Source organism: Proteiniphilum saccharofermentans, from assembly GCF_900095135.1.
Classification (GTDB): Bacteria; Bacteroidota; Bacteroidia; order Bacteroidales; family Dysgonomonadaceae; genus Proteiniphilum; species Proteiniphilum saccharofermentans.
The window spans coordinates 3,300,960-3,320,355 of record NZ_LT605205.1 but is presented as its reverse complement, the minus strand read 5'-3'; the positions used below and the strand labels follow the sequence as shown (position 1 = coordinate 3,320,355).

At 43.6% G+C, this 19,396-nt stretch carries 10 protein-coding genes, 2 tRNA genes and 3 rRNA genes; 8 read left to right on the top strand and 7 right to left on the bottom strand.

Going from position 1 to position 19,396, the window contains the following annotated elements:
- Window positions 1–6 precede the first annotated feature (6 nt).
- Window positions 7–1,962, top strand: coding sequence for a polysaccharide biosynthesis protein (locus tag PSM36_RS12930; protein ID WP_076931284.1), 1,956 nt, complete (start codon window positions 7–9; stop codon window positions 1,960–1,962).
- Window positions 1,963–1,966: 4 nt separating this feature from the next.
- Here the strand turns inward: PSM36_RS12930 and PSM36_RS12925 are convergent, their stop codons facing one another.
- Window positions 1,967–3,805: an ABC transporter ATP-binding protein gene (locus PSM36_RS12925; RefSeq protein ID WP_076931283.1), complete on the bottom strand. Its 1,839-nt coding sequence runs from the start codon at window positions 3,803–3,805 to the stop codon at window positions 1,967–1,969.
- 1,066 nt (window positions 3,806–4,871) lie between these two features.
- On the opposite strand from PSM36_RS12925, the gene PSM36_RS12915 reads away from it, so the two are divergent.
- The 5 genes from PSM36_RS12915 (at window position 4,872) to rrf (ending at window position 10,672) form a co-directional block, all read left to right on the top strand.
- Window positions 4,872–6,402: ribosomal RNA gene (locus tag PSM36_RS12915) — 16S ribosomal RNA — on the top strand.
- Between the two features lie 277 nt (window positions 6,403–6,679).
- A tRNA-Ile gene (locus tag PSM36_RS12910) sits at window positions 6,680–6,753 on the top strand.
- A 165-nt stretch (window positions 6,754–6,918) separates the two neighbouring features.
- A tRNA-Ala gene (locus tag PSM36_RS12905) sits at window positions 6,919–6,992 on the top strand.
- 496 nt (window positions 6,993–7,488) lie between these two features.
- Window positions 7,489–10,388, top strand: a 23S ribosomal RNA gene (locus tag PSM36_RS12900).
- Window positions 10,389–10,561: 173 nt separating this feature from the next.
- A 5S ribosomal RNA gene (gene rrf / locus PSM36_RS12895) occupies window positions 10,562–10,672 on the top strand.
- Together the 16S, 23S and 5S rRNA genes with 2 tRNA genes alongside form the textbook arrangement of a ribosomal RNA operon.
- 207 nt (window positions 10,673–10,879) lie before the next feature.
- Here the strand turns inward: rrf and PSM36_RS12890 are convergent.
- The 5 genes from PSM36_RS12890 to PSM36_RS12870 all read right to left on the bottom strand — a co-directional run bounded on the left by PSM36_RS12890 (window position 10,880) and on the right by PSM36_RS12870 (window position 14,086).
- Window positions 10,880–11,104: a cyclophilin-like fold protein gene (locus PSM36_RS12890; RefSeq protein ID WP_076931281.1), complete on the bottom strand. Its 225-nt coding sequence runs from the start codon at window positions 11,102–11,104 to the stop codon at window positions 10,880–10,882.
- 10 nt (window positions 11,105–11,114) lie between these two features.
- Complete coding sequence (locus PSM36_RS12885; protein WP_394333056.1) at window positions 11,115–12,143, bottom strand: alpha/beta hydrolase; 1,029 nt, start codon at window positions 12,141–12,143, stop codon at window positions 11,115–11,117.
- Between the two features lie 48 nt (window positions 12,144–12,191).
- Window positions 12,192–12,752: a sugar O-acetyltransferase gene (locus PSM36_RS12880; protein ID WP_076931279.1), complete on the bottom strand. Its 561-nt coding sequence runs from the start codon at window positions 12,750–12,752 to the stop codon at window positions 12,192–12,194.
- A gap of 89 nt (window positions 12,753–12,841) precedes the next feature.
- Window positions 12,842–13,669 carry a helix-turn-helix domain-containing protein gene (locus PSM36_RS12875; protein WP_076931278.1) on the bottom strand — a complete coding sequence of 276 codons (828 nt, stop codon included), beginning with the start codon at window positions 13,667–13,669 and terminating at the stop codon, window positions 12,842–12,844.
- Window positions 13,670–13,777: 108 nt separating this feature from the next.
- A complete protein-coding gene (locus PSM36_RS12870) occupies window positions 13,778–14,086 on the bottom strand; it encodes a hypothetical protein (protein ID WP_197684900.1) in 309 nt (102 codons plus the stop codon).
- On the opposite strand from PSM36_RS12870, the gene PSM36_RS12865 reads away from it, so the two are divergent.
- Window positions 14,077–14,409 carry a transposase gene (locus PSM36_RS12865; RefSeq protein ID WP_076931277.1) on the top strand — a complete coding sequence of 111 codons (333 nt, stop codon included), beginning with the start codon at window positions 14,077–14,079 and terminating at the stop codon, window positions 14,407–14,409. The two genes, PSM36_RS12870 and PSM36_RS12865, sit on opposite strands and share 10 nt — an antisense overlap.
- A 243-nt stretch (window positions 14,410–14,652) precedes the next feature.
- On the opposite strand, the gene PSM36_RS12860 is transcribed toward PSM36_RS12865, so the two are convergent.
- Window positions 14,653–17,163, bottom strand: coding sequence for a Kelch repeat-containing protein (locus PSM36_RS12860; protein WP_076931276.1), 2,511 nt, complete (start codon window positions 17,161–17,163; stop codon window positions 14,653–14,655).
- A gap of 333 nt (window positions 17,164–17,496) precedes the next feature.
- Here PSM36_RS12860 and PSM36_RS12855 point away from each other — a divergent pair, with 333 nt between their 5' ends.
- Complete coding sequence (locus tag PSM36_RS12855) at window positions 17,497–19,296, top strand: MSCRAMM family protein (RefSeq protein ID WP_076932252.1); 1,800 nt, start codon at window positions 17,497–17,499, stop codon at window positions 19,294–19,296.
- The last annotated feature ends 100 nt before the right edge of the window (window positions 19,297–19,396 follow it).

Here is a 19,396-nt window from a genome sequence, read left to right as displayed (position 1 = left end):
ATCCTTATGAGTAATTTAATACATAATTTTTTGTCGAATAGGGTTTTATCCCGTTTTACAATTTTCGTGATTGACATTCTCATGATCATGTTTTCCTGTTTAGTGATGTATCTGATGAGATATGGGTTTGTCGGGCTTACACCCGAAGTCAGGGCCGATGGTATCACGTTAGGGGTAATCCTGGTTTTTGTCAATTCGATTACTTTTATATTGTTTCGTACATTCAGTGGCATTCTAAGATTCTCTTCATTCTCCGACCTGATGAGGATTACCTATGCATTGATGCTGGGGTACGGTTTTACTTATCTGGCTATTATAATACTGAAGAGATATCATCCGGGTTTTTATCTGGATGATATTACTTTCATCTCTGTTTTCTTTCTCAATACGTTTCTGATGATCTTTTCAAGGATACTCACGAAAGAGGTATATGAATTTATTACAGGGAGAGATGTGAAACCGGTCAATGTATTTATTTACGGTACTAAAGAAGCCGGTATCAGTGTTGCAAAAGCATTGAAGGGAAATAGCGAATTTAACTACCGGGTACTTGGGTTTATTTCGGACGAAAGCCAGATGGTGGGAAAGGAGTTGATGGGGATAACGATCTATGCGAATAATGAAAATATATTCAGGACACTGGAGAGTAAGGATGTGAAGACCATCATCGTTTCACCTCAGCAAATGGAGGAGATAAAGAATTCTGACCTCCTGAGTAATTTTGTGGATCATAACATCTCATTGCTAACTACTGTACCTTTGAACGAGTGGAACGGAATGATTATGAGCAAGGAGCAGTTGAAAGACGTACAGATTGAAGATCTTTTGCCCCGTGATCCGATCCACATCAATATGTTGAAGATAGCTTCAAATATTGAAGGCAAACGTGTAATGGTGACAGGTGCCGCCGGATCGATAGGTAGCGAGATAGTCCGCCAGGTAGCCAATTTCAATCCCTACAGTATTATTCTTATAGATCAGGCGGAAACCCCGTTACATGACATGAGGCTCGAACTGAAAGATAAATGGAGGGAACTCCGTGCCGAGATCATTGTGGCTGATGTTAGCAATGCCAGCCGGATGGAACGTATCTTTTCCAGGACACGGCCGCAGTATATTTTCCATGCAGCGGCGTACAAGCATGTGCCGATGATGGAGGACAATGTGTCGGAATCGGTACAGACCAATATCCTTGGGACGAAGATCGTCGCAGACCTGGCTGTAAAATACAATGCCGACAAATTTGTGATGGTCTCTACCGATAAGGCGGTGAACCCTTCAAATGTAATGGGTTGTTCCAAAAGGATTTGTGAGATCTACGTACAGTCCCTGGCAAAATATATAGCGAAAAGCGGGAAGAGAACTACGCAGTTTATTACTACCCGCTTTGGGAATGTGTTGGGATCGAACGGTTCGGTAATACCTTTGTTCAGGGAGCAGATAAAGAATGGAGGCCCTGTTACCGTAACCCATCCGGAGATCATCCGCTACTTTATGACCATTCCGGAAGCCTGTCAGTTGGTACTCGAAGCGGGAGCTATGGGTAAAGGCGGAGAAATCTATATTTTCGATATGGGCAAGCCTGTCAAAATTCTGGATCTGGCAAAAAGGATGATACGGCTCTCCGGCTCAAGGAATATCAAGATAGAGTTTACCGGACTGCGGCATGGGGAAAAACTCTATGAAGAACTATTGAACATAGCCGAGCATACCAAACCGACCTATCATGAGAAAATAATGATCGCAGATGTGCGTGAGTATGAATATGAAGAGGTGAACCGCAAAATAAACGCTCTGATTCATGCTTCTTACGAATATGATGATATGCGGACAGTGAAGAAGATGAAAGAAGTCGTCCCCGAATTCCGTAGTATAAATTCTCCTTTCGAGGCGGTAGACCGGCTATTGGAGAAAATCTCTGAAAAAGAATCGTTTGTCCCTGTTCCCAAAGATAAGGGATAGCTTATTATTCGCTTAGGTCGCGTTGCGTATCACATAATGAGGTGTAGTATCCGCCCCGGGCATACAATGTGGAATGTTGTCCTGATTCTACGATGTGTCCATCTTTCATTACATAGATCTCATCCGCATTTTTGATGGTGGACAACCGGTGGGCTATCACGATGGTAGTCCGGTTTTTCATCAGTTTTTCCAGTGCTTCCTGTACAAGCCGTTCCGAGTCGGTATCTAGTGCTGATGTCGCTTCATCCAGAATAAGTATCTTCGGGTTTTTCAGTATGGCCCTGGCAATACTGATACGCTGGCGCTGTCCACCCGACAATTTGCCACCCCTGTCACCGATATTAGTTTGATAACCGTGTTCAGTAGCCATAATGAATTCATGGGCATTGGCTATTTTAGCTGCATTGATCACCTCACTTTCGGTCGGATTGGTGACCCCGAATGCTATATTATTATAAAAGGTGTCGTTGAAAAGGATAGCTTCCTGGTTTACATAACCCATCAGCGACCTCAGATCCCGGACTTTCATATCTTTTATATTGATCCCGTCGATAAGAATTTCGCCCTTCTGTATATCATAGAACCGGGGCAGGAGATCCGCCATAGTCGATTTTCCGGATCCCGACTGACCGACAAGAGCAATGGTCTTTCCCTTATCTATCTTCAGATTCACTCCTTTGATGACCCAATCTGTTTCATATTTAAACCATACATCCTTGTAATCTATATAGGAATTGAATGTAACCGCGACAGATTGTGCCGGGTCGGTAATCTTATTGTCGGCAGTCAGTATTTTGTCGATACGCTCCATCGATGCCAACCCACGCTGCACAGCATAGGCCGATTTGGAAAATTCCTTGGCCGGATTGATAATGCTGTAAAATATGGTGAGATAATAGATGAATGAGGCAGCGTCGATCATACTGTTGCCTTCTAATATTAATGTGCCGCCAAACCATAGTACAATAGCAATGGTGATAGTACCCAGCAGTTCACTCATGGGGTGTGCCAATTGCTGCCTGCGAGCGATCCTGTTCGACATCCGCCTGAACTCGTTATTCCCTCTATGAAATCTTCCGGAGATCTTATTTTCTGCTCCGAATGCTTTGATTACCCGTAGCCCGCTTAGTGTCTCCTCCATCTGCGACATCAGTTCTCCCCATTTGTTCTGAGCCGTGAAAGAACTTCTTTTCAGACTTCTACCTACACGCCCCATCACAAGCCCCATCACCGGAAGCACGACCATTACGAAGAGAGTCAGTTGCCAGCTTAACATTACCATAGTGGTCAGATAGATCAGGATCAGGATTGGATTCTTAAAGAGCATATCGAGAGAGCTCATCACCGAGTTCTCTACTTCATTTACATCGCCCGATACCCTGGAAAGAATATCCCCTTTTCTCTCTTCCGTAAAGAAGCCGAGAGGAAGGGAAAGTACTTTGTCATTGATCTGGTTCCGGATATCTTTCACTACGCCGGTTCTTATAGGAATAAGAAAGTATGAACCAAAATAGGCAGTTCCTGTTTTCAGGAGGGTCATCACAATCAGGAAGGTGGCCAGTGCCATTAATGTGGTACTGCTTCCGTGTGTTTCGATAAGTTGTGTTATATACCAGTTTGCATTATTAAGTAAAATATCCACAAACGAATAGTCAGAACTCCCCCATTCGATAAATGAATATGTTTCCCTGTTTATTTTGAATAAAACCTGGAGAATGGGAATAATGGTTGCAAGAGAAAAGACATTCAATATAGCTGTCAAGATATTGAAGATAAATGCCAGGATGACATATTTCTTATAAGGAGGTAAAAACCGTTTTAAGATATGAATAATACCTTTCATCTGTTTGTGCTTATTTTATACGTTTTATTTGCACCTCTGGTTTGTTGTCACTTACATTATGCCGTTGCGATAACTGTTTCGATAAGCTAACACAAAGGCAAAACTTGTTTTGACTATGTTGAGCGTAGAATTATCAATCGAGGAGCGAAGGCGACTCAATTGTAGAATCGAGGAGCGAAGGCGACTCAATTGATAAGTCAAGGAGCGAAGGCGACTCAAATAGCGCAATAAACTTGAAATGCCTAATATAATTGAATTGTTGCAGTCCTCTAAATGGTGCAATGTAGATTTTGTGCGAAGATACTTATAAAATGTGATTCTATGGAAAAAATTGCATCTTTTCACTTTTTAATATAATTTCTCACTCTCTTGTTTATTCCTGTCTGTAGATTTTCCTTTCCGGATTTTTCATATCGAATATCTGTTTTTCTATTTTTTCTATAGAATGTTGTCGTTTTTCCTGCATTTTTAAGAGAAAATCAGGAGAGGGAATTCTCGGGTTTTTCTCCCGGTTTTGACCTGTTTCCCATTTTTTTTCTGTCAGCCTGAAAAAAAAGATTATTTTTTTTCTTGAGGTAATGATATGATCTTCTTTTGTTTGATTGAAAATCGGGGAAAATGACAGAAAAAAAGATTGATTTTTTTTGTTGAATTGTTTGGATGGTAAGAAAAGAAGTCTCTATCTTTGCACCCGCTTTCAGGAAATAAGTCCTGAGTCGAAAGCAAGGAAAAGCGATCTTTAGGTTATTTACATATACGTTTAAAAGAAGACAAAGCAGAGTATACAAGGGATCGCGGTATGTTTCCCGGGAGCCTCCCAGGTGGGGGCTTGAGGGGAATGGGCATGCCGGGGTCAAATTGGTACCCGTTCAATAAAGGGGTCCGTTGTCATCGGGAGAAGATGCACCGGCCCCATTCTACTAGGAAACTGAAAAATAAATCGTGAATTCGGGGGTCAAGGGAAAAACGAGGACTTTTCGTTCAAAGCAAAGGTTGTTTGTTTAGCTGTTTTGCGGTTATGCCGTAAAGCGGGGTGATTTCAAGGAAAAACCAAAAAAACAAATATACAACGAAGAGTTTGATCCTGGCTCAGGATGAACGCTAGCGATAGGCCTAACACATGCAAGTCGAGGGGCATCACATGAAGTAGCAATACGGATGGTGGCGACCGGCGCACGGGTGAGTAACACGTATGCAACCTGCCTTCAACAAGGGGATAACCCGTTGAAAGACGGACTAATACCCTATAACACAGGGGTCCCGCATGGGAATATTTGTTAAAGGACAACCGGTTGAAGATGGGCATGCGTTCCATTAGCTAGTTGGCGGGGTAACGGCCCACCAAGGCAACGATGGATAGGGGAACTGAGAGGTTTATCCCCCACACTGGTACTGAGACACGGACCAGACTCCTACGGGAGGCAGCAGTGAGGAATATTGGTCAATGGGCGCAAGCCTGAACCAGCCACGTCGCGTGAAGGAAGACGGCCCTACGGGTTGTAAACTTCTTTTGCAAGGGAATAAAGTGGGCCACGTGTGGCCTTTTGCAAGTACCTTGCGAATAAGGATCGGCTAACTCCGTGCCAGCAGCCGCGGTAATACGGAGGATCCGAGCGTTATCCGGATTTATTGGGTTTAAAGGGTGCTCAGGCGGGACATTAAGTCGGCGGTGAAATTTTGCGGCTCAACCGTAAAAGTGCCTTCGAAACTGGTATCCTTGAGTGTGGATGAGGTAGGCGGAATTTGTGGTGTAGCGGTGAAATGCATAGATATCACGAGGAACTCCGATTGCGCAGGCAGCTTACTAAGCCATAACTGACGCTCAAGCACGAAGGCGTGGGGATCAAACAGGATTAGATACCCTGGTAGTCCACGCAGTAAACGATGATTACTGGCTGTTTGCGATATAATGTAAGCGGCTGAGCGAAAGCGTTAAGTAATCCACCTGGGGAGTACGTTCGCAAGAATGAAACTCAAAGGAATTGACGGGGGCCCGCACAAGCGGAGGAACATGTGGTTTAATTCGATGATACGCGAGGAACCTTACCCGGGCTTGAAATGCGTCTGACAGTCGGAGAGATCCGATCTCCCTTCGGGGCAGACGTGTAGGTGCTGCATGGTTGTCGTCAGCTCGTGCCGTGAGGTGTCGGCTTAAGTGCCATAACGAGCGCAACCCTCATCGTTAGTTGCCATCAGGTAGTGCTGGGGACTCTAACGAGACTGCCATCGTAAGATGCGAGGAAGGTGGGGATGACGTCAAATCAGCACGGCCCTTACGTCCGGGGCGACACACGTGTTACAATGGGTGGTACAAAGGGCAGCTACATGGCGACATGATGCCAATCCCCAAAACCACTCTCAGTTCGGATCGGAGTCTGCAACTCGACTCCGTGAAGCTGGATTCGCTAGTAATCGCGCATCAGCCACGGCGCGGTGAATACGTTCCCGGGCCTTGTACACACCGCCCGTCAAGCCATGGAAGCTGGGGGTGCCTGAAGTCCGTAACCGACAAGGAGCGGCCTAGGGTAAAACCGGTGACTGGGGCTAAGTCGTAACAAGGTAGCCGTACCGGAAGGTGCGGCTGGAACACCTCCTTTCTGGAGAGATGGCCCTTGTAAGGCTAAACGGTCAAGACAACCGGCAAAGAAAAGCTTCGCATTGCCCGGAGCTTCCGGTTCACGGTTATTTTTTTCTGAAAAAAAAGGAATGATACAGGGTACCAATAAAATGGATACATGAGCTTTGCAATAGAAACGTATGTGCTAAATAAAACATGACATAATCCACTATAAGGGAAGACATCCCCCCGTTGTAGACGATAAGAACGTATGTAACGAGGCAATAGAGAAGAGGGATGCCGACACGAAACCAGCCAGTCCTATAGCTCAGTTGGTTAGAGCGCTACACTGATAATGTAGAGGTCGGCAGTTCAACTCTGCCTGGGACTACGAATTGGAATTACCAATTACCAATGGCCAATTACCAATAATTAGTAATTGGAAATTAGTAATTAGTAATTAAAAAAACGGGGAATTAGCCCAGCTGGCTAGAGCATTCCGACTTTGGTCGGAAGGGCCAACGGGGCAACCGTAATACCCCGATACAATGAAAAGGGGGAATTAGCTCAGCTGGCTAGAGCATCTGCCTTGCACGCAGAGGGTCAACGGTTCGAATCCGTTATTCTCCACCGGTCCGGTTTGAAAAAGAGCCGGGGGACGGTTTGAGAAAGGCAGTGGGTGATAAGAAAGCGGAGGGCAGGCGAGCCGGAAGCGAGAAACGGCAGAAATATTGAAGTTTGACAGTCCGGAAGGGGACACGGATAAGTTAATAATGAATAATGAAGAATTGCATTCTTGACTATTAATTCTTAACTATTAATTCTTAATTATTAATTATTAATTCAAAAAGGGCGGTTCGACCCCGCGTCAGACAACTATCGATTGCCCGGGTATCCGCGAGGAGCGAAGGGGGGAACAATTGAAAAAGAGATCTTTGACATGGTGAAATAAAACAAGAGCAAAAAACAAAATGAAAAGAGTTCATTGAAATGTGGCATTACCGCCAAGGCAAGTGCAAATTTGCCCCCGATGGCAAAAAGGTAATCCATAAAAAATCAAAGACGCTAAAGTATATTTATCATACCCGGCTGTATCATCGCAAGATGGTGCACACCGGACGGCGAAATAAAAGTGAATAAGGGCACATGGGGGATGCCTGGGCTCTGGAAGGCGATGAAGGACGTGATAAGCTGCGAAAAGCCGCGGGGATTGGCAAATACGAATCGATCCGCGGATATCCGAATGGGGCAACCCGGTACGCGAAGAGCGTACCATTCCACTGTATTGTGGAAGGCGAACGTGGGGAACTGAAACATCTAAGTACCCATAGGAGAAGAAAACAAAAGTGATTCCCGGAGTAGTGGCGAGCGAAACGGGAGCAGCCCAAACCGTACCTGTCTCGGCAGGTACGGGGTTGTAGGACCGGGACATGGCAAGACATCAAGGAAGTGGAACCATCTGGAAAGTTGGATCAAAGAGGGTGAAAATCCCGTACACGTATCCCTGACGAAGCCTACCGGTATCCTGAGTAGCGCGGGACACGAGTAATCCTGCGTGAAACCGGCGGGACCATCCGCCAAGGCTAAATACTCTCCGGAGACCGATAGTGAACCAGTACCGTGAGGGAAAGGTGAAAAGAACCTCGAACAGAGGAGTGAAATAGACCCTGAAACCATGTGCCTGCAAGCGGTCGGAGTCCCGATTCATCGGGATGACGGCGTGCCTTTTGCATAATGAACCTACGAGTTACTCTTGCCGGCAAGGTTAAATACAAGGATGTATGCAGCCGCAGCGAAAGCGAGTCTTCACAGGGCGTGGAGTCGGCAGGAGTAGACGCGAAACCAAGTGATCTACCCTTGGGCAGGTTGAAGTATTGGTAACACAATATGGAGGACCGCACCGGTAAACGTTGAAAAGTTTTCGGATGACCTGAGGGTAGGGGTGAAAGGCTAATCAAACTTGGAGATAGCTCGTACTCCCCGAAATGCATTTAGGTGCAGCCTCGGACTACGAACTTATATGAGGTAGAGCTACTGATTGGATGCGAGGGCTTCGCCGCCTATCAAGTCCAGCCAAACTCCGAATGCGTATAAGTGATACCCGGGAGTGAGGGCGCGGGTGCTAAGGTCCGTGTCCGAGAGAGGAACAACTCAGACCATCAGCTAAGGTCCCGAAATATATGCTCAGTTGCATTTAACGAAGTCCTGCCGCAGCGACAGCTAGGATGTTGGCTTGGAAGCAGCCATTCATTTAAAGAGTGCGTAACAGCTCACTAGTCGAGTGGCGGGGCGTGGATAATAATCGGGCATAAGCATATTACCGAAGCTATGGAACCATATTCTGGTTGGTAGGGGAGCATTCCATCACGGCGTCGAAGGCGCACCGCAAGGTGTTCTGGAGCGGATGGAAAAGCAAATGTAGGTATAAGTAACGACAAAGGGGGAGAGAAACCCCCTCGCCGAAAAACCAAGGTTTCCTGATCAACGCTAATCGGATCAGGGTTAGTCGATCCTAAGGATAAGCCTAGAGGCGATTCCGATGGAAGAAACGGTTAATATTCCGTTACTGTCATGATAAGCTACGCGGGGACGCAGGAGTGACACCACTGCCCACTGACGGAATAGTGGGTTGAAGGGGGTAGGCGTCGAGAGGGGTAGGCAAATCCGCCCCTCGAGCCGAACCTGAAAGTATGGCAAGCCTTCGGGTGAGCCAATAACGTGGGTAAGCAGACTGCCAAGAAAAACCGCTACGCGCCAATTATCATGGCAATCGTACCGCAAACCGACACAGGTGGTTGGGTTGAGAATACTAAGGCGCTCGAGTGATTCACGGTTAAGGAACTAGGCAAAATAGTCCTGTAACTTCGGGAGAAAGGACGCCAGCAGCGATGTTGGCCGCAGAGAAATGGAGAAGGCGACTGTTTAACAAAAACACATGGCTATGCAAAGTCGAAAGACGCGGTATATAGCCTGACACCTGCCCGGTGCTGGAAGGTTAAGAGGAGATGTCATCGCAAGAGAAGCATTGAATTGAAGCCCCAGTAAACGGCGGCCGTAACTATAACGGTCCTAAGGTAGCGAAATTCCTTGTCGGGTAAGTTCCGACCTGCACGAATGGTGTAACGATCTTCTCACTGTCTCGACCGTGAGCTCGGTGAAATTGTAGTATCGGTGAAGATGCCGATTACCCGCGATGGGACGAAAAGACCCCGTGAACCTTTACTATAGCTTTACATTGATGTTGGGCATCCGATGTGTAGGATAGGCCGGAGGCTATGAAGCAGGTACGCCAGTATTTGTGGAGCCGTCGTTGAAATACGGCCCTTCGGGTGTTTGACCTCTAACTCCTTTACAAGGAGGACACTGTATGGTGGGTAGTTTGACTGGGGTGGTCGCCTCCAAAAAAGTAACGGAGGCTTCTAAAGGTGCGCTCGAGACGATTGGTAACCGTCTTTTTGAGTGTAATGGCATAAGCGCGCTTGACTGGGAGACCTACAAGTCGATCAGGTAGGAAACTAGAGCATAGTGATCCGGTGGTTTCAGTATGGAATGGCCATCGCTCAAAGGATAAAAGGTACTCCGGGGATAACAGGCTGATCATTCCCAAGAGCTCATATCGACGGAATGGTTTGGCACCTCGATGTCGGCTCGTCACATCCTGGGGCTGGAGAAGGTCCCAAGGGTTGGGCTGTTCGCCCATTAAAGTGGCACGCGAGCTGGGTTCAGAACGTCGTGAGACAGTTCGGTCTCTATCTATCGTGGGCGTTAGAGATTTGCGAGGCCCCGACACTAGTACGAGAGGACCGTGTTGGACAGACCTCTGGTTTACCGGTTGTTCCGCCAGGAGCACTGCCGGGTAGCTAAGTCTGGGCAGGGATAAGCGCTGAAAGCATCTAAGCGCGAAGCCTACCTCAAGATTAGATCTCTTTATAAGGGTGGTTGCAGACTACGACCTTGATAGGCTGCAGGTGTAAAGGCGGTAACGCAAGTAGCCGAGCAGTACTAATTGCCCGTAAGCTTTGTTTTGTCAGGTCTGGTTAGAGGGTTTGATAAATAGGATTTTAGGAGATTGGTTTACAGATGAGTCCTCTGGTATATTTTGGATTATTGCTTTTGTTTTTCGCCGTGTCAATTTTATGAATTAAGGGTTAAAAGTGAAGAATCAGGAATTTTCATTATTCACTATTCACTTACAATATTAAGGCGGTTATAGCGTTGGGGATCCACCTCTTCCCATTCCGAACAGAGAAGTTAAGCCCAATGGCGCCGATGGTACTGCAATTTTGTGGGAGAGCAGGTAGCCGCCGTCCTTTAAACACGGGTCCCCGTAAGAGCAATCTTGCGGGGGCTTTTTTATGTCCGAAAGTACTGTATTTTAACATATTGCTTTATTTGTATTCTTTTAATCAGAAACTTTATCTTTGTTGTGTGAGATATTCTAAACTTGAAAAATAATATATTTTAAAGTTTTCAGGAAAAAGCCTTTTGAGTTGAATACAAGGATTTTATGTGGATAATCAAAGATTGTAAGGTAACATTTCCTTAAATGCCTTTGCCGAATTATTATCCAAAAGTGTAGCTGTAAAGGTTTGTGAATTGACCTTTATTTTGATTTTACAGTTTACCATAGGTGTTGTATTTTCTGTGTTAGTATTGTTATTATCATCTTCTTTGCTACAAGATGAAGCACTACTTATAAAGATTGACATAAAAGCCAAAATCATTAACAATGGACGTTTCATAATATTGCTGTTATTTTAAATTTTCTTTAAAGAATGTTTCTAATTTATCAAAAGGAATTACATTAACCTTATCATACAAATCCACGTGAATAGCATTTGGGATAATCATTAGTTCTTTTGGCTCGGACGCATTTTTGAAAATGTCTTCGCTGAAGTAACGTGAGTGTGCTTTTTCCCCTGCAATTAGTAAAATTGGTCGTGGCGATATTTCTTTTATATAAGTCAAAATCGGCATATTCATAAACGATAACGCATTTGTAGCATTCCACGCACCTGTTGAATTTAAAGAACGCTCGTGAAATCCTCTCGGAGTACGGTAATAATTGTGGTATTCTTTTACAAATTGCGGTTCATCGCCTTTCAGTTTTTCAGGGTTTAATATTGCTCCTGCGTGGAATGTTCCTGCTTCAGCGTCTCTCCAACGCTGTTCACCTAGTTGCTCTAATATTTGGGTGCGTTGCTCCAATGTCGTAGCGTCATTATAGTCTTTCGAAATTACCCTTGTCATATCGTACATACTTGTCGTAGCAACAGCTTTTACACGTTTGTCAATGGCAGTGGCGTTTAAGGCAAAACCTCCGAAACCACAAATTCCGATAATCCCGATTTTGTTACGGTCAATGTTCTTCTGAATACCGAGAAAATCAACTGCCGAACTGAAATCTTCCGTATTGATGTCGGGCGATGCAACGGCACGAGGTTCGCCACCGCTTTCGCCTGTATAGGACGGGTCAAAAGCCAATACTGCAAAACCACGTTCTGCCATTTGGTTGGCATACAATCCCGAAGATTGTTCTTTTACCGCTCCGAAAGGTCCGCTAATGGCAAGTGCTTGTAAAGGCTCGTTGCCTTGCTCTTTCGGAAGGTATAAATCTCCTGTCAATGTTATTCCGTAACGGTTTTTGAAAGTTACTTTTTGGCGTGTTACCTTATCGCTCAACTCAAAAGTATAGTGTTCTTTTTTTGCTGTATCGTCCATATTTGCTGAATTTTCGTTATTAGTATTTGGATTTTGATTGCAGGACTGCCCTAAAAACATAAGGCTCGCAACTGCTAAAATTGATAATCTTTTCATTTTCTTTCTGTTTTAAATTGTTTTAATGATTTTCGCAGGAATACCGCCTACAATCGTGTTGTCGGAAACGTCGTTTGAAACTACTGCACCCGAAGCTACAACCGCATTTTCTCCAATGGTAACGCCTTGCAATATGGTTGCTCCTGCACCAATCCAAGCATTTTTTTTGATGTGGATAGGTTTCAGTACTAATGCGTGCCTGTTTTTGGGTTCTAATGGGTGTCCCTCTGATAATAAACTGACTTTCGGGGCTATCAATACGTTGTCCTCAATCGTAATTCCTCCCAAATCCAAAAAAGTACAATCGAAATTGATAAATACGTTTTTCCCGATTTTGGTATGCTTTCCGTAGTTGATATACAAAGGAGTGAAAACAGCAACGCTTTCGTCAATTTCCGTAGCTGTGATTTGGCTCAACAATTCCCTGATTTCGGCAGGGTCTGTTGCGTTGTTCATCTGTACCAATAATTCTTTTGTCTTGTACGATGCTTCACGCATTTTATACGTTTCGGGGTCGGTTGGTAAAATGGTTTCCCCATTGCGTAACCGTTCAAAAATATCTGTTGTTTGCATTGCATTACTTTTTACAATGCAAAGTTAAAGACAAAGCCTTACAACAGTTTTGTTATAAGGCTCAAATTATTTTGCTGTAAAGCTCGATTTTAAATTTCTGTCGGCGGTATTCCGTATTGCTTTTTAAATGCAGTAGAAAAATGGGAAAGATTTTTAAATCCGACTTCCGTACAAACGTCCTGCACTTTTTTGTTCTCTTCTTTCAGCTTTATGTAAGCCATTTCCAAACGCTTTTTTATCAGCCATTTTTGCGGAGTGAGGTTGCTTATCTTTTTGAAATCTCTTTTGAACGTTGCTAAACTCCGCCCTGTAAATGATGCGATCTGTTCCATAGTTAGGTCGTCCATATAGTTTTTGTTGAGGAAATCCAAAAGGTCTATTTTCCACGGTTCCGCAAAATCGAACAATATCGGGTAAAGCAATTCATTGTTGTTCAGCAAGGCATAAATTCCCTCCAATAATTTCAGATGAATAACGCCCTCCGTTGGTTTTACGTTGCTGTCAAAATACGGCGTAAGCGACTGAAACAAACTTTCTATATCAGGTGTTTTATTTAGTTTGAAAACGTTTTTGTCAGAAATTTTTATGTCTTTCGGAATTTCCGATTTGTTCATTTTGCTGTAAAACTCACGCAATATATTACGCTGGAATACAAGTGAAATTCCTTTGTACAATTCCTTGCCCTTGCTGTTCTTGTACATTGTCAATCGGTGGTCACGTCTGATAAAGGCACATTCGCCTGCTTTTATGGTTATTCGTTTATTTCTGTCCTCTATTACCTGTTCGCCCGAATACAGATATAACAAAACGTGTTCGGGTTTTGAATGAACGCAATGTGTACCACTTTCGGAAAAACACGAAAGGAATATATCTGAATAGCTTATTGTTTCTAATTTGTCGTCCTGCTTCTCTTTCATTATTTATAGAGGTATCAATGTGCAAATTTAACCTTTTTGTTATTAAAAAACTTTGCTGTAAGGCTCAATTAACATTTCTGACAGGCTCATTAGCACAAAAGAGATATTTCACAACCTCCTGCCTTTCTTCTTTTTCTTCTTCATTCGGTTGGCAAACTGTTCTTCCTCGTAGTCCTCGCCCTGTGCTTGGGGCAACAGGCTGGACAATCCCAAATCTGAACTGTGCGAATGCTCCTGCGTGATAAACTCAAAGAGGTCTTTTGTCGGTTGGTTGTCTATCGTGTTCGTATTGGAAACAGGGCTGTCCTGTATTTTTAATTCGGGTTTGTTTCCATTGTTCCACCATTCGTTGAATACATTTGCCGACAGCGACAAGAACACGGCACTCATATTCCTGACAAATAACTTTGAACTCACGGCCGAACAGATTGCAATGCTTTATAAACCGTTGGCAGATAGAATTCTTCTTCAAATGGATTAAACAGCATCTCAAAATCAAATCTTTTTGGAGAACTTCCCAAAATGCTGTAAGAATCCAGATATACAGTGCAATCATCGCTTATTGCTTGGTGGCAATTGTGGGACACGATTTACAAATCAACCAGACAACTTCCGAGATTTTGCAAATTTCAGGAATCTCTCTGTTGGATAAAATTCCTGTAAATGAGCTATTTGCTGATATAGATATCAATAATATCAAAGAACGAAATGATAATCAACTGTCACTCAACTTATTTTAAGTGGACAGTAATGATATTGAATAATAAAGAAATTACTATGAAAGTAGAATAATAATGCAATGCCTTTCAACGCAGGCCGGAAACAGCAGTAGCCCCGTCATCCTGATAGTTCATCTTAAGAAATATAAATATATGGGATCCTGTATAAATAATTATTAATCAGTTAATTATTCGCGCCAGACAAGGATGTAATAGGTGGAATAGGGAGCCGAATAAACTATCTTACGCACACATAGGATAATTTTATAGCTTTTTTGGATTGGGATACTCCTTTCCCATTATTTTTTTGTATTCTATCAGGAAAGAAAGATACTTGATCTTGGCGCCTTCATGCATCCCCAGTTTCTGCATCGCCTTGATCATACAATTGAGCGCTGTTTCATTCATAGGGTCGATATGAAAAGCGGCTTGTGCAAGATCAATGGTCGTCTGCCACTGCTCCTTATCATAACTCTCCTCCATAGCACGGATGATGAGCGGTTCAATCCGTTTCTCCGTCTTCTCCTTCAACGAATCGTAAAACGGTTTATCTTCATTTTCCAGAAATTTGCCGCGGATTACAATCTCGATCAGCTCTTTGTATTCAGCTTCCCACTGATTTGAGGAAAGAATCTCCATACACCTTGTATAATCACAGTAAATCGGACTTTTTAGCATGATAGTGAACATACCTTTCTCATAAAGAAGTTCTATCCCATCCAGCTCTTCCAATATCTTGCGGAGACGGTTTAAAGTTACATTCCTTATATTTTTTACTTCCTGAAGTGGTTTTTCAGGCCATAACAACCTGCTCAGATGCTGTGAGGTGATACCTTCCTTTTCCTGGCTGTATTGTAATAGCAAACAGAATGTTTCTTTCAGCTTTTTGCTGAACATATAGGTGATATTGCGACTATCGCGGTTACACACTGTAAATTCACCGAACAGATAAATAGAATTGGCCTTAGGTTGTACTTTGTTTTTGTGATTGAGTTTATTAAAAGTGTTGCTGATATCAAATATCTGGACATCTTTTCTTTTACCCCTGCCCGACCGGTATAAAACAATTCCCGTGCCGGTTAAGATCGCCACTATTATCAGGTAAATAATCCATGTGTCACTTTTCTTTCCTGTTGGCGGATGGTTGGCAAGCTCCTTTTCCGTAATTGGAGGAAAAGCCAGAGAATAGATATGCAAATCGGATTTAATATCATCTTCAAATTCATGAACAACAGCATAAAGGGTGTTCAGATCCTCGTCATAGTAGAGATTGGCATTGGTATTGATTTTGTCTGAGTAGATCGGGATGGAGTCACCCAATATGGTATAGTCTCCATCCTGCAGGGAGAATCGATAAAGTTTCAGGAACGACTCGGTGAAGTGTTCCGGGTAACACAATGTATAGAAAAACGACTTGTCATTGATAACCATTCCCCTCACCGGTACTGCATTTTCCTGATTCCATGGAATTTCCCATACTTTTTTGAGCACATTGGTTTGTAAATTCAACCTGTAAAGATCATAAAAATACTCCCTCCCCAGTAACTGGTCTCCCGACAAGTTTCCCGTACCCCCGAAAAGATAAAGTCGGTGACTTTCTTCATGATGTCCCAATGATGTAAAGTATCTGGGAGTGATACCCCCTTGATTATCTATAGGGAAGGAATTCCATTCCTGTGCATCGAGACTATATCGGTAAAACTGGTCGCTGAAGCGCATATTGCCGAAGCCGCCGAATATCATGTATTGTCGTGACGATGCATCGAACCATGAAGCATGGTGATGAAGCTGAGTGGGTAGCCTATCGTAGCTCTCGATCCGCCATTTGAAAGTGTGCAGATCCAGGCTTGCAACGGTCGGGCCTTGATAGGTGCTGTCGTGATATACCTCGTAACAGTATAACCGGTCGTTCTCCTGGTCAATGAAATTTGTACCTAATCTGAGGTCAACGGGACAAGGTTCACTGAATATGATCGTCTCGGAACTCCTTGTTCTTAAATTGAATATCAGGATTGAATCACGATTAAAATAATAGAGCTCTTTTCGTCCGTCATGATAATTTGTACCTGAAACAGTAGAAGAACTGAATTGGGATTCTAATTTCCAGTGATAGGAGTCGTTGATCAGCCAATCGGGATTGGCAACACTTCCCATTTTCTTTCCCCGGATATCATGCACTATATTACCCTGATATTCATCGAGGAGAAATCTGAACTTTCTGTTATTACCGACAGAGAGATCCTTAATGGCAAAAGGAGGTACATCTATGATATGGTCGCTTCTTCCGAATACAATAGTCGGAGCGAACTTATCAGGAAGAGAGATATTATCCGACTGATAGATCTGATCTGCAACAGTAAGAGTAATTATATTACGTTTAAGATCGAATCCGATATGTATGGAAACCCATTCACGTGGAGGATAGACCGACTTATCCAGAGCGACGCTGATCAGATTGCTTCGCCCTTCTTCATTCAACAGGAAAAGATGATCTTTCTCATGCCCGTCGTAAAACAGATTGAATATACGATTGTCACTGTCTTTAATCCGGACAATATTGCCTATGTCGGATGTTAAGTATAAAGAAAGATCAAAGCTGATTTCGTAATTATCTGAAAATGTGACAGGATGCTCACTGAAAACATTATAGGAGGTTCTTTTGTCTATCGGATAACCGTTACCGAAAAAACGGAGTCCTTCCGCAAAAATTCCCTGTAAATTCAATGAGTAAAATATAAAAAAAATATATAATAGTTTCTTAGTGACTACATACATACGATGAATTCCTATTCCTGAGTCATATCATAATCCCCGATATTTAAGAATACCGTTATAAAAAACTCTTTCTACAAAGATAATATAACCACTCACATAATACAAACGGATCACTTTCGTACGGATGATAAAACAGATAGAAGAATAGTTAATAGTTTGATGGATTACTGTTAATTTAAAAAATGTAACCCTTATTTAACCCGCTGATTAACCACGCCGCCTCTATATTTGAAGCCAACGACGAGGTGCATATTTTTAAATATGTGAAAAATGTCAGTGAGGCTGAATGTATTATGTGAAAAACAGAGAAATGTAAATAAATTTATAAATCAGATGAAAAACTTATTCTATGTTGCATTAATCGGATTAATGCTATTATGCCAGGTTTCCTGTGAAAAAGATGAAGGAACTGTAGATAATCGACTCGGTAAAATTGCCGGTATTGTTACAGACGCCAATGGTGACCCTATTCCCGGAATACAGATCACTCTTTCGGGTATCAAAGAAGAGGATATGTCCACAACGAGTGGGGATGATGGTAGGTACATTTTTGAAAATGTAACCTACAAAACGCATGCTCTCACTTTCTCTAAAGATGGATGGCTTACGGTTAGCCTTACGGTTACTGCCGATAAATTTGATGAGAGTGGTATGGCGAATGCCGATATGGAGATGATCAAGGCTTCTGCCAGAATTATCGGGAAGGTTACAGATGCCAAGAATGACGGTGGACCGCTTTCAGGAGTGAAGGTCACTATTGGTGTCGCAGGGACTGTAACAACAGGTGAAGACGGAACCTATGAGATACGTAACCTGGTTGAGGATGATTATACCGTAACATTTACCAAGGATAATTATGTAACGGTCGTACAGCAGGTGTCAAGTTCCGATTTTGTGGACGAGGTGGTAACAGTGAATGTGCAGATGGGGGGAGAAGAGTTACTCCGGGGCCTGACTGCCGCAGATTTGCAAAAAGCGGAGAAATGGTACTATAATGAATACCGGGGAGGTAGGAATGCCGATGATTATCCGCACTGGGACTGGGCATGTAACTATATGAGTACGCTCGATTTCAGGGGTGCATGGCAGGAACAGAATGAAGGTACCACGCTCCAGATCCGTAACAACGGAGATGAACAGAAAAACCCTGCTGATCTGGATGTATTCGACTCTTTCGTGTTCGGTAGCAAGTTGATCACCAATGAGAACAGAATTCTTTCATTAAGACTGCGTACCCATAATGCAGATGAATCGGCTCCTGCCTACTTTGGCGTGCAGGTAGTGGATCTTTCTGCTGAACAGCCCAAAGCTGAAAAAGTGGGTGAAACCCGTACGTATGGTTCGGGAGACTATACCGATTTCGATTTCGACCTGAGCGCTTATGTCGGAAAGGAAGTGATCATCGCCATCGGGATCTACCGGCAAACCACCGGTGACTACTGGAAACAGCTTGTACTTCGTGCTATCCGCTTTGCCGATAGAAAAGTAGAGGGATGGGGTTGGTTGCCCGGAACCGAAGTCATTGACGGATGGAAACTCAGTCGTGAAACTGTACTTTCTACCATGCCGCATACCAAGAAGAAGTTTACCGGAATCAGTCCTGTTGGCGGAAACCGTGACGAATATGTTACTGCGTACCGTGCATGGAGAGGGGTAGCTCATGTAGCAGCGGAGTGGATGTTTATGCCTCTGAAAAAAGATCCGGAAGTGTTCCCGTCAGAAGGATATCTGATCAAAACACGTGGTGATGCTGAGGTGAATACCACTGTACCGGAAGCATACCTCTACGCGAAATTTCCCATAGCCTCCGGAGACAACCGACTGACTCTTAGTACCCGCAATTTCGGGAGCAACTATACCTATTTTAAATTAACCGCGATTGAGGATGACGGTACGGTAACTCATCTTGCACCGGTATCCAATACAGCAGACGAGGCGGAAGCCGCGGAAAACGGATGCTGGAGATTCAAACACGGGGATGGTGGTAAAGATAATCCCGAAGGATATGCTCTGTTTAATTACGACCTCTCACAGTTCAATGGTTCCAATGTTACCCTGGCACTTGGTATCTATAAGGGAGAAACCAACAGGGATGAAAATAAACTGGTACTGCATAATATCGAACTGAAATAAAAAAATTGATTGATGATGTGATGATCCTGATAAATCGGGACAACTTGTCCCGATTTATCGGAAAGTAGTGATGGTTTGACGATGTAATGAGGTGTCAAAC

Excerpts from the sequence above, each read along its gene's own strand:
- PSM36_RS12930 (WP_076931284.1), top strand. The coding sequence starts at position 7 with ATGAGTAATTTAATACATAATTTTTTGTCGAATAGGGTTTTATCCCGT.
- PSM36_RS12925 (WP_076931283.1), bottom strand. The coding sequence starts at position 3,805 with ATGAAAGGTATTATTCATATCTTAAAACGGTTTTTACCTCCTTATAAG.
- PSM36_RS12890 (WP_076931281.1), bottom strand. The coding sequence starts at position 11,104 with ATGAAACGTCCATTGTTAATGATTTTGGCTTTTATGTCAATCTTTATA.
- PSM36_RS12885 (WP_394333056.1), bottom strand. The coding sequence starts at position 12,143 with ATGTTTTTAGGGCAGTCCTGCAATCAAAATCCAAATACTAATAACGAA.
- PSM36_RS12880 (WP_076931279.1), bottom strand. The coding sequence starts at position 12,752 with ATGCAAACAACAGATATTTTTGAACGGTTACGCAATGGGGAAACCATT.
- PSM36_RS12875 (WP_076931278.1), bottom strand. The coding sequence starts at position 13,669 with ATGAAAGAGAAGCAGGACGACAAATTAGAAACAATAAGCTATTCAGAT.
- PSM36_RS12860 (WP_076931276.1), bottom strand. The coding sequence starts at position 17,163 with ATGTATGTAGTCACTAAGAAACTATTATATATTTTTTTTATATTTTAC.
- PSM36_RS12855 (WP_076932252.1), top strand. The coding sequence starts at position 17,497 with ATGAAAAACTTATTCTATGTTGCATTAATCGGATTAATGCTATTATGC.